General features: G+C 69.5%; 11 protein-coding genes. 6 read left to right on the plus strand and 5 right to left on the minus strand.

Annotation, left to right across the window (positions count from 1 at the left end):
- Window positions 1–1299: 1299 nt before the first annotated feature.
- Window positions 1300–1893, minus strand: coding sequence for a TMEM165/GDT1 family protein (locus ABZ128_RS34980; protein ID WP_356853872.1), 594 nt, complete (start codon window positions 1891–1893; stop codon window positions 1300–1302).
- 698 nt (window positions 1894–2591) lie between these two features.
- On the opposite strand from ABZ128_RS34980, the gene ABZ128_RS34985 reads away from it, so the two are divergent.
- The 4 genes from ABZ128_RS34985 (at window position 2592) to ABZ128_RS35000 (ending at window position 6512) form a co-directional block, all read left to right on the plus strand.
- On the plus strand, window positions 2592–3254 hold the full coding sequence (locus ABZ128_RS34985) for an HNH endonuclease family protein (RefSeq protein ID WP_356853873.1): 663 nt from the start codon (window positions 2592–2594) through the stop codon (window positions 3252–3254).
- A 152-nt stretch (window positions 3255–3406) separates the two neighbouring features.
- Window positions 3407–5092 (plus strand): alkaline phosphatase D family protein, encoded by a 1686-nt coding sequence (locus ABZ128_RS34990; protein WP_356853874.1) that lies wholly within the window; start codon window positions 3407–3409, stop codon window positions 5090–5092.
- 147 nt (window positions 5093–5239) lie between these two features.
- A complete protein-coding gene (locus ABZ128_RS34995) occupies window positions 5240–5872 on the plus strand; it encodes a VTT domain-containing protein (RefSeq protein ID WP_356853876.1) in 633 nt (210 codons plus the stop codon).
- A 157-nt stretch (window positions 5873–6029) separates the two neighbouring features.
- Window positions 6030–6512 (plus strand): hypothetical protein, encoded by a 483-nt coding sequence (locus ABZ128_RS35000; protein ID WP_356853877.1) that lies wholly within the window; start codon window positions 6030–6032, stop codon window positions 6510–6512.
- Here the strand turns inward: ABZ128_RS35000 and ABZ128_RS35005 are convergent.
- The 4 genes from ABZ128_RS35005 to ABZ128_RS35020 form a co-directional block, all read right to left on the minus strand.
- Window positions 6486–6746 carry a DUF2277 domain-containing protein gene (locus ABZ128_RS35005; RefSeq protein WP_356853879.1) on the minus strand — a complete coding sequence of 87 codons (261 nt, stop codon included), beginning with the start codon at window positions 6744–6746 and terminating at the stop codon, window positions 6486–6488. The genes ABZ128_RS35000 and ABZ128_RS35005 overlap by 27 nt on opposite strands.
- Before the next feature lie 15 nt (window positions 6747–6761).
- On the minus strand, window positions 6762–7376 hold the full coding sequence (locus tag ABZ128_RS35010; protein WP_356853881.1) for a hypothetical protein: 615 nt from the start codon (window positions 7374–7376) through the stop codon (window positions 6762–6764).
- Window positions 7377–7773: 397 nt separating this feature from the next.
- Window positions 7774–8223, minus strand: coding sequence for a hypothetical protein (locus ABZ128_RS35015; protein WP_356853882.1), 450 nt, complete (start codon window positions 8221–8223; stop codon window positions 7774–7776).
- Between the two features lie 526 nt (window positions 8224–8749).
- Window positions 8750–8875 (minus strand): hypothetical protein, encoded by a 126-nt coding sequence (locus tag ABZ128_RS35020; RefSeq protein ID WP_356853884.1) that lies wholly within the window; start codon window positions 8873–8875, stop codon window positions 8750–8752.
- Between the two features lie 437 nt (window positions 8876–9312).
- Between ABZ128_RS35020 and ABZ128_RS35025 the strand changes: the two genes are divergently transcribed.
- Entirely contained in the window at window positions 9313–10356 is a 1044-nt protein-coding gene (locus tag ABZ128_RS35025) for a RelA/SpoT domain-containing protein (protein ID WP_356853886.1), read from the plus strand.
- Window positions 10357–10583: 227 nt separating this feature from the next.
- Window positions 10584–11123 (plus strand): endonuclease domain-containing protein, encoded by a 540-nt coding sequence (locus ABZ128_RS35030; protein WP_356853887.1) that lies wholly within the window; start codon window positions 10584–10586, stop codon window positions 11121–11123.
- The last annotated feature ends 250 nt before the right edge of the window (window positions 11124–11373 follow it).

The following is an 11373-nucleotide window of genomic DNA, read 5'->3' on the forward strand; positions in this document are numbered from 1 at the left end:
CGCTCTCTTCGTTCGCGTCGCTTCGCGATGGCCTTCGGCCACCCTTGACTGCCCGGCCCGCCCCGGAAAGACAACAGACTGCCGGGAAGCCCCCGGGGAATGGCCGGGGGGACAGATGGACATACGGGCCCATCAGCGATCCAGGGGCCGTTTCCCGTCGCCCGTTCCCCATTCGGGGCCGATAGGCCCCCCATTCCGAGCCCCGGCCGGGTCAAGCCGCAGCCGAGACCAATGAGATGACCATCCGGAGCCGGGAGAGGCCACCATCGCCCCAGATCGCTACACAGCCGGTCCCGGCATAGCGTCCCCGGCCCGTCTGGGGTTGCTCATATACGCGACAGATCGCTACACAGCCGGTCCCGGCTTGGCGTCCGCGGCCCGTCCGGGGTTGATCGGACGAGACGACAGGCTCTTCAGCAGCTCAGGCAGGGAAGCGGGGGATCAGGCGGCGAGGATGGCGAGCGTGACGAATCCCCTCGCGTGCCGCCCACGGTCAGCCCACTGACCGCACTCTGGGACCGATCCAAGCAACATTCGGGCCCTTCGGGCCCCATCGGGTCCTCAACAGGGCCCTTAGTGCGCATCTGGGGGCGGGCAGAGGCCCGGAAGGAGCCGGATGCCAGACTTTTCGTCATCACGCTCAGTCAAAGGCCCACTCGCCGCCCAGCCGGCTGCCAAATCGGGACATACCATCCGCTGGCCCATCACTGGCGTCATGACTGCCATCCGTGGCGGCCATCCCAGCCCCGGACGGGCGGCGGACGCCAAGCCGGGACCGGCTGTGTAGCGATCTGCCGCGGTCCATCCCCGGCCCGCCGGCCGCCGAGCCGAGATCAGCTCCGTAGTGATCTGCCGCGCCTATGAGCAACCCCAGACGGGCCGCGGACGCTATGCCGGGACCGGCTGTGTAGCGATCTGAGGCGCTGGTGGACGAGATCCGCCCCGGATGGTCATCTCATTGGTCTCGGGTGCGGCTTGACCTGGGTTGGGCTCGGAACAGGGGGCCTATCGGCCCCGGATGGGGGACGGGCGGCGGGAAACGGCGCCTGCATCGCTGACCTCCCCGCTTCTGGTCTGTCACCCCCCGGCCATCCTTCGGGGGCTTCCCGGCAGTCTTTGTCTTTCCGGGGCGGGCCGGGCGGTCAAGGGTGGCCGAAGGCCATCGCGAAGCGACGCGAACGAAGAGAGCGCCCTTGACGGCCCGGCATGACACGGAAGGACAGTGGACTGACGGGACGCCCCCGGAACTTCTCCGATGCCGGGTGCGGGCATCCCGCCCCCCGAAGCCCCCCGCCCCCGTCAGCCCGCAATCGCCTCGTACAGCGAGAACCCGGCCAGCGCCAGCATCACGCACGCCGCGACCTTGGTGATCAGGCGCAGCGGCACGTACTTCATGAGGGTGCGCCCGCCCAGGATGCCGATGCCGGCGACCGCCCAGAGGGCGAGGACGGCGCCGATGCCGACGGACAGGGGGTTGTCGTAGCGGGCGGCGAGGTTGGCGGTCATGATCTGGGTCAGGTCACCGAATTCGGCCACCAGAATCAGCATGAAGCCCGCGCCGGAGACCTTCCAGAAGGACTGGTCGGCGGGGGCCTTGATGTGTTCCTCCTCGTCGCTCTTCTTCAGCAGCAGCATGGCCGCTCCGGCGAGGAAGAGGGTTCCGACGACGGCCTGGACCAACCGGTGCGGGAGCAGGGTGAGGACACTGCCCGCGGCGATGGCGAGTACGACGTGGACCGCGAAGGCTGCGGCGACTCCGGCGAAGACGTACGAGGCGCGGTAGCGGGTGCCGAGCATCAGGCCGGCGAGGGCGGTCTTGTCGGGGAGTTCGGCGAGGAAGACGACGCCGAACGCGATGGCCGTGACGGTGATGCTGAAGCTGGCGCTGAGCACGGGGTGGAACCTCGATCGGTCGGGCAGGACGCCATCGGTACCGAGAGACCTGGGGTGATTCAGGGGTCGCTTCGGCTCGGCGGCGCCCTGACGGTGTCCACGCGCCCCGACGCGTGGACGGGTGCACATGAACCTGGGACAGGACACTGCGGCCGAAGGTCTCGCTGGCAGCCCACCTGCGCGGTCTGCCTCCGGGCGCCGGCTGGGGTGACCCAGCAGTATGTCGACGTTCCGGCGAAGAGCTACTCCCCTTCTGCTCCTCACAGGGTACGCGACGTCTCCGCACGCCCGAAATAGGCCAAAGGTCCCGCACGCGCCAGACAGCCGGGCAGCGAGGCAGCCGGGCAGCGAGGCACCCGGGCAGCGAGGCGGCCGGGCAGCGAGGCACCCGGGCAGCGAGGCAGCCGGACAGCGAGGCGCCCAGGTCGGCGAGGCGGCCAAGCAGCGAGCCGCCCAGGCGCCGCACCCTCCCCCCACCACCACCGCACCACCGCACCACCACCACACCACCACCACAACGCCCCCCGGAACCCCGACCTCCGCCAAACCAGAGCACCTTGCCGCCTCCCGCACCTGACGTGCCCATGTCGTATGGCTGTAACCTGACGCCCGCCCCCGCGCAATCCGGGGCCGCCACCATGGCCGCGCCCCGCCGGGGCTGATCCACCCCCGACCGCCCGCATCCAGGGAGCCCCCACATGGCCCTCACGGCCCGCATACCCTCCGTCTACGCGCGTCGAATTGGCGTGCTCGCGTCAGCTGCAGCGCTTGCCGCCCTCACCTCCCTCGTGAGCGCGCCCGCCGCCCAGGCCTCCCCGCCCACTCCGATCAGCGCCGCGGCCGCCCGCTCCTACCTGGCCACAGTCACCCCGCAGGCGGAAGGCTCCACCAGCGGCTACAGCCGAAGCCTCTTCCCCCACTGGACCACCGTCTCCGGCACCTGCAACACCCGCGAGACCGTCCTCAAGCGCGACGGCGCCAACGTCGTCGTGGACTCCAGCTGCGCGTCCGTCAGCGGAAGCTGGTACTCCGAGTACGACGGCGCCACGTGGACCGCCGCCGCCGACCTCGACATCGACCACGTCGTCCCGCTCGCCGAGGCCTGGCGTTCCGGCGCCAGTTCCTGGACCACCAGCAAGCGCCAGCAGTTCGCCAACGACCTCACCCGCCCGCAGCTCATTGCGGTCACCGACAACGTCAACCAGGCCAAGGGCGACCTCGACCCCGGCAAGTGGCTGCCGTCGCGCACCGCGTACCGCTGTACGTACGCCCGCATGTGGGTCGAGGTGAAGCAGTACTGGGGTCTGAGCATGGACTCCGGCGAGAAGTCGGCCCTGGTCGGCATCCTCAACGGCTGCTGACGGCGACGCTGCCCGGGCATCCCCGCCCGCCGCACGTCCACCGGCCCACCGCCTCCCCCGTGCGTGCGTGTGCTATCCCCCACCAGGGGGAGGCCAGGCTCCCCCTCCTCGTCGTACCGTGATCGAAGGGGCTACGGAGGAGGGGGAGTTCTATGGCCGGATTGCGTCTGGGGCCACTGCTGCGTTACGTCGACTGGGAGACGGGCGGTTCGGCCACGATCTGGGTCGAGGCCGACCGCCCGTGCACGGCCGAGGTGCGCTGCGCCGACGGGTCCGGTGGCAGTGTGCGTACGTTCCAGATAGAGGGGCACCACTACGCGCTGGTGCCGGTGACCGGCCTGACCTCGGGGACCGCGACTGCCTACGAGGTGCTGCTCGACGGCCGGCGCGTGTGGCCCTTGCCGGAGAGTTCCTTTCCGCCGAGCGTGATCACCACCCCGGCCGTCGCGGCGCCCGGGCGGCCGGCGCCGGGGCTGCGCGTGACCTTCGGTTCCTGTCGGCAGGCTGCGCCGCCTGCCGGCCGGCGGGGTCCGCACGGCCCTGATGCGCTGGACACCCTCGCGGCGCGGCTGGCCGCCGACCCGGAGGCGGTCCGGCCGGACGTGCTGCTCCTGTTGGGCGACCAGGTGTATGCGGACCATCTGTCGCGGGAGACCCGGCAGTGGCTGGCGGCGCGGCGGGATCTGCGTGAGGCTCCGGGTGCGCAGGTGGCGGACTTTGAGGAGTACACCCGGCTGTACTACGAGTCCTGGCTCGACCCGGAGATCCGCTGGCTTCTGTCCACTGTTCCCAGCCTGCAGATTTTCGATGATCACGACGTGGTGGACGACTGGAACACCAGTGCGGCGTGGCTGGCGGAGATGCGGGCGACGCCCTGGTGGCGGGAGCGGGTGCTCAGTGGGCTGATGTCGTACTGGGTGTATCAGCACCTCGGCAATCTTTCGCCGGCCGAGCTCGCGGCGGACGCGTTGTACGAGCGGGTCCGTACGGCTCCGGACGGTACGGATGCGCTGCGGGCCTTCGCCGCCGCGGCCGACGCGGATCCGGGTTCGGTGCGCTGGAGTTACCGGCGTGACTTCGGCCGGTCGCGGTTGCTGATGGTGGATACGCGGGCGGCGCGGGTGCTGGCGGAGGAGGGGCGGGCGATGCTCGACCCGGCGGAGCAGCAGTGGCTGCGGGAGAACGCGCTGGCGGGTCACGGCGGGTATGACCATCTGCTGATCGGGTCCTCGTTGCCGTGGTTGATGCCGCCGCTGATCCATGATGCGGAGGTGTGGAATGCGGCGTTGTGCCGGGGTGAGCGGGGGCCTCGGTGGGAGCGGATCGGGGAGGATCTGCGCCGGCGCAGCGATCTGGAGCACTGGGCGGCGTTCCCGGCCTCGTTCGCGGCGCTCAGTGATCTGATCGAGGAGGTGGGGACGGGTCCTCGGGCGCCGGCGACGGTGTGCGTGCTGTCGGGGGACGTCCATCACGCGTATGTGGCCGAGCCTCGAATACCGAGCACGGCCCGGATGTTCCAGTTGACGTGCTCGCCGGTGCACAACTCGGTGCATACGGTGGTGAAGTGGGGGTTCCGGCTGGGGTGGTCGCGTGCGGGGCGCTGGCTGGGGCGCGGGTTCTCCCGGCACGGTCGGACGGGGCGGCCGCCGTTGAGCTGGCGGCGTACGGGTGGGCCGTGGTTCGGGAACCAGTTGATGACGCTGGCGTTGGCGGGCCGCTCGGCGCGGCTGCGGCTGGACCAGGCGCGCCCGGCGGGCAGGGGGCGAAAGGGGCGTAAGGGGGCCCGGCTGGTCACGGTGCTGGATCGGGAGCTGACGGCGGCGGATTCGGCGACCTGACACACCGTGGGGTGCGCAGGGGCACCTGGGCGACAGGGGCGCCAACGCCAGGCGTACGCTGTATGGCTGTCAAGCCGCCCCTGCCGCTCCCCCGCGACGTCGCGGCGCTTCACGCGGAAGCACGTCAACCGGACTGGGGAGTCCCGCTTGTTTGAGACTCTGGGGTCGCTGACCACGAGCCCATGGATTTACGCCGTGGTGGCGCTGTCCGTCGTGCTCGACGTCTTCCTTCCGGTGCTGCCGAGCGGGGTGCTGGTGATCACGGCTGCGGCGGCCGCGGCGGCTGCCGGGGCGGCGGGGCCTGTGCCCGTGCCGGGGCCCGAGCAGGTGCCGGACATCCTGGCCCTGCTGGTGATCGCCACGACTTCCTCGGTGCTGGGCGACATGGCCGCGTTCCGGCTCGCCCGGCGGGGCGGGGCCCGGCTCGACCGGGCCATCGCACGGTCGCGCCGGCTCACCCGTGCCCAGGAGCGTCTGGGTACGGCCCTGGCCCGGGGCGGCGGGGCCCTGGTGGTGATCGCCCGCTTCGCCCCGGCGGGGCGCTCGGTGGTCTCGCTGGGCGCGGGCAAGACGCACCGCAAGGTCATGGAGTTCCTGCCGTGGTCGGTGCTGGCGGGAATGGCCTGGGCCGGTTACAGCGTGGCCCTGGGATACTTCGGCACCCAGTGGCTCGGCGCCGCCTGGCTGGGCACGGCTGTCTCGGTCCTCGCCCTGTTCGCCGCGGGCGCCCTGGCCGCCTTCCTGGTCCGCCGCCCCGCGCCGACGGCCGCCGGGGCGTAGCGGCCTCCCCCGGGCGGAGCAACGGCTCACCCGTTCACCCGGCCCCGATCGCCGCCGGGTGCCGGGGCTCCTAGCGTCCGAAGCACGGTGCGCTGCCGAATCCGCGTCACATCCGTGGCCGGGCCGCGCCTTTTCGAGGAGCCGAGGAGTTCTCTCCATGCCCGCGACACGTTCCGCTCAGCTGATGAGGGCTGTGGCCGCGGCCGCGGTCATTGCCGCCGCCGCTCCTGCCACCGCCGCGTACGCGTTCCCCTCCGCCAGCGTCTCCCCCACCGTCGTCTCGCCGGGCGGCCGGGTCAGCCTGAACCTCTCCGGCTGCCGGAGCAACGTCGGCAGGGCCTCGTCCAGTGCGTTCGGGGAGGCGCGGCTGGGCTCCGGCAATCTGCAGAGCGGCACCCTTTTCGGCGCGACCACGGTCTACCGCGACGCCAGCCCGGGTTCGTACAACGTGACCTTCGAATGCGGCGACGGCGAGCGGGTCACCGTCTCCCTCCAGGTCTTGTCAGGGGCGGCGCGCGGCGGCCTGGGCGGCAGCACCCGTGCGATGAACACGGCCCAGATCGCCGTGGGCGGCACCCTCGTCGCGGGCGCCGTCGGTGCGGGCATCTGGGTGCTACGCCGGCGCGCCCGCGCGAGCTGACCCCGTCGAGGCGGTGGCGGGGGCCGCTCCTCTGATCCGGAGGCCGTCGAGGAGGTCGCGGGTGGCCTCCGCGACGGCCTCCACCGCCGCGTCGAAGACCTCCCGGTTGTGCGCGGCCGGCGCGTGGAATCCGGAGACCTTCCGTACGTACTGGAGCGCGGCGGCACGGATGTCCTCCTCCGTGGCCTTCTCGGGGAGGGCGGGCGGGCGCAGGGTCTTAATGGAACGGCACATACCCCCACTATCCCGCTACTGGGGCAGCTCGGCCCCGGACAGTTTCATGATCAGGCCGGCTTGCAGCCGCGCCCGCAGCTCGGGATCCGCGACCTCGTCGAGCAGCGCGACGGCCTGCCGCAGTGCCGCGGCGGCCCGGCGGTCCTCACGCAGGGAGGCGGTCTGGGCGGCCATGTGCCGCAGGGCGACGTCGGCGCGCCGGTGGAAGAGGTGCCCGACGATCGTGACGACCAGCCCGACCGAGCTGGTCACCACCCCGAGGTACAGGTCCCCGCTGCTTTCGGCCTTCCACACGGCCAGGGCCACCCCGAGCAGCAGTATGGTGGCGCCCACTCCGGCGAACCGCTGGCTGGTCGCGAAGCTGCTGCGTGCCTGGGTCAGCCCGTAGGCGTAGTACTCGACGAGTACGGAGGTGAAGTCGCCACCGCCCTCGTCCCGCCCAGCCGGTATCCCGCCCACATCGGCGTACTTCGGGTCCCCCGCCTCCTGCGGCCCGCCAACCTGCGCGAGCAGCCGCGCGCGCTCCGCATCACGCCTCCGCTCGAACGCCGCCCCGGCCCCCCTCTCCAGTACGACCAGCACCCCGGCGACCCCCAGGACCGCCCCGCCCACCGCGAGCCACTCGCCCATCCCCCGACCATCCCACGCCCACCCCGCCCCCGAAACCCCCGCGAACCCCATCGCCGGCCAGCACGAGCAGATGCCCGGCCGGCGTCCTGAAACCCCCGCGGCATTCACCTCGACGACCACCTCTCCCCCTAGGTCCCGCACCGCGATCCGCGCATCGGCGTCCCACGTCAAGACAAGCGCAACACCATCGGTCTCGGCCGTGACGTGGTGCTCTCGACCTGCCCAGAGCGGGACCCAGAATTCATGGAGCCCACGGCACCGCCGCTCTTGGCCCATGCACCGGCGTGGGTGGTGTCAGGCACGGATGCCAAAGGCCCCCAACCAAGGTCTGTGCAGCCCAAACATCCGATGCGCCCTCCGGCTGACGAGTCATGACACATGTCCCGTAACGTGGCGATCAAGTAGTCGGTTCAGGGCCGGGATCACTCGGATCGGCCTTCCTGAATTCTTCTGTGCACCCGGAAGTCACGTCCCGGGTGAAGCATGCGATGAAGTGCGACTGGGAGCCGTAGAAGGCGAATTGCATGCCCTCGCAGTCCACGCCGTCGAAGGTGACCTCGGTAAAGTTTCCGAGATGGGACCAGGTTCCATGTTGCCGGTCGGCGATCCCGGAGCACCAAAAGGTGCCGAGGTCCGACTTGTCCAAGCCCTTGCCCGTGAACGTGCCGTCGTCCTTGAACTCAACAGTCGCCTCGGTGTTGTACGACGACCACACGCCCGTCAGCTGATCAACGGCGTTGATTGCGACCGGATAGACGGAACAGGAGGCCAACAGGAATGTCACCGCACATCCCAACGCAGCGCCGGTGAATGCACGTCGTATCCGCTGATGCCGGTCGGCAGCCATACGGCCCCGCCTCTCGTGTCTCGCACATGCCCGGTAGCGACGCCTCAAGGAAGCGACGGACATCATCTTGAACGTGTTCAAGTCCAGCTGTCAATGCAGCTGGGCGAGCACTTCGCGATGACGGTCCGCGCACCTGGCAGCGAAGGTCGACATGAAGAGATGAGGGACGGGACCTGCCGCCGTCCGAGGCCTGCACCTTCCCTGACCTGGGTCGAAGCTCCGCTGCCATCCCGCGCTCCTGGCGTCCACCCGGAGCGCGCCACCGCCGGATCTCGCCGCGCCGTGCGCGACCCCTATCGCATCCGCTTCGGGACCCGGCGCGACCGCGCTCCTGACCGTCCACGTTGGGGTGACATGCGAACGCCAAAGGCCCCCCGCCATGATCGGCGGGGGGCCCTCGTACTGGTGGGCGCGGACGGTTTCGAACCGCCGACATCTGCTTTGTAAGCTCGAACAAGTTAACCGCGTACAGCCAACAGCCGGGGGCTCCCGTTCCTTCGGAGACCGTCGTCGATCACCTGCATCCTCACCCGTTGATGTCAGCTGTGGATGTCAGGCCGGTCACCACCACGACCACTTCTTCTTCCGAAGCTCCTGCTTCTTCGCTTCGGCTTCCTTCTTCTTCCGGTCCGCCTGCGAGCGAGCCGTCCACTCCCCTTGATGCTCCCAGCACTGACCGCTGCCCAGGTCCGCCGGCCGCCTGCACCGGCCTCCCTTCTTCTTCGGAGCCCCGCATCTCGGCTGTGTCACGCTCTCTCCTCTCCCCGCCGGAAGTCTGTAAGGACCCGGACAGCCTCCAACCGACGCCACGGCCCGGGAAGGAGCACACAGATGCGTACTGGGGCACACGGCTTCGGAGGCCCCGTGCGGTTCGCCTGTTTCAGCAGGTCACGGGCTCATGAGTCATCCGTCTGCACATGCTGGTCCACAAATAGGCCGCCGCCTCCAGGGGACTCCTGCTGAGGGAAGGCCTGCCCCAAAGCCCGAGCATGCCCCTCGTTCCCCGTGGTTCCCCGCACGATGTGGCACGGCCCTCGCCGCGGCGATAACCGCAGGCGGGCGTCGGCGCGGCCCTGTACGGTCGCGACCATGAAGAAGTGGGTGGTCCCTGAGAACTCGAACAAGCGCGTCCAACGCGCGAGCCGGACGATCGGTAAGGGGACGGGCACGCCCGAGGAGATCCGGGAGGCGCGGGAGGTCCTGAGCAACTACCGTCTGGCCCACGCATTTCCTCTGAACGCGGTGACCGTGACCGTGCGGCAGAGAGCGCTCGACGTGAACCCGAACGCCGTCGTGGCCGAGCGCCGGAAGCGCCTGCCCACGATCCTGGACAAGCTGAAGCGCCACCCCACGATGAGCGTGACCACCATGCAGGACTTGGGGGGCTGCCGGGTGGTCTTCGGCGCCGTCGCCGAGGTGGACGAGTTGGTCAGAGTCCTGGTGGACTTGCCGCGGAGTAAGAACCGCGTCAAGAAGGTCTACGACTACCTACGTGATGACCCGGGGCCACGTGATTCTGGCTACCGGGGTGTTCACCTGGTGTACGAGTACGGAGCTTCGAAAAATGAATACCACGGTCTGAAGATCGAGCTGCAGGTGCGCACGCTGCTCCAGCACGCCTGGGCGACCGCCGTCGAGACCATGGATTTGTTCTCGGGCAGCGAGCTGAAGTACGGGAAGGGCGACGCGGACGTGCTCAGGTTCTTCGTCCTGGTCGGCTCGCTCATGGCGTACGAGGAAGGCACCACCCAGGTACCCGGCGCCGAGGGGACGCGGGAGGAGTTGGCGGCTGAGTTGGCGCGTCTGGAGGCGAACATCGGCGTTCTGGATCGGCTTAGGGGCTACGCGGCGATCGTGGGCGAGCACGCCAAGACGGACCGCCGGAACACCCTTACCCTCGAGCTCTGGCGGACAGAGGGACGGCTCACAGTGACGGTACACGAGACGCTGGCCGCCGCAGAGGACCGGATCACCGAGTTGGAGGCATTGGACGACGGGAACCTGGACGCGGTGCTCATCAACATCGCCCGGATCAGCCAGCTGCGCGACGCGTACCCGAACTACTTCGCAGACACCGGCCGTTTCACCGAGTTCGTCGTTGCGTGCCTAGATGCGCAACCCAGCCACAACTGACGGTCCACTGCTGTGACCTGCGGCTGAGCAACCGATCAACTGCTGACCTGCGGCTGAGCCGTCACCAGTTGTCAACGTTGGTCACCAACGAGCGCCCTCCCACGGCCCCAAGACGGCTCGGGAGGGGTGTTCGGCTTCTATGCCTCTTCGACGAAGACCGATACCGTCTGGGGGAGCGAGTGTGACGACGAGCAGGGGATGTCAGTGCCGGCGTCTACTCTGCGGCCGTGGATTGGGAAACCGACGAAGAACTCTTCGCCTATGCCGAATCATTAGGTGAGCGGTGCACGGTATGCAGCGACATCCTGTGGCGAATCGAGGCGGGTTCCAAGGGCAAGAAATGCCCGCAGTGCCGCAACGCGATCCGCCAAGCGAGGCGACACAACCTGACGCTCGCACGCGTAAACGCGATTCTGAGAGCTCAAGATGACACCTGCCCGCTGTGCGGCCAGAACGGCGGCGACCTTTCGTGGGAAGGCCCGTCATGGTGGCATATCGATCATGATCACCGCTGCTGTCGACGGGGGTCGTCGTGTGGGCAGTGTGTGCGGGGACTGCTGTGCAGGGGTTGCAACATCCGAGGGCTGGCCTGGTATGAGGCTTTGCCTGAGGACCTTCAAACTTGGGATCACATCAACGTCTACTTGGCCAATCCGCCGGCGCGCAGGCCAGAGGCAGCAGTACTGTTCCACGGCGATCTTCGGGGAGTCCGTTCTCGTGACGGTTGCTTCGCTGGGTGGCGCTCTGATCAACCGCTGGCCCCGTAATCCGATGCAGGTGTCGTAGGCCAGTCGGACGGAGCGTGCTCGGTGGCTGGGGCCCGCCGCCCTACCCGCGTCTGCTCCCATCCCGTCTGCCGTCGACCCACACGTACGTGGAGCGGGCGCGGGCCCTGGCGTCCAGGTGGAGCGCCCAACTGGACGAACGTCCAGGGCGCCCGGGCCTGTGTGGGGGCGGGGTGGCTGGGGGGCGGGGCGGCGGGGTGGGGGCCCCACCCCTACACCACCCCCCCAAACC

This window comes from Streptomyces sp. NPDC006326, from assembly GCF_040612915.1.
GTDB lineage: Bacteria > Actinomycetota > Actinomycetes > Streptomycetales > Streptomycetaceae > Streptomyces.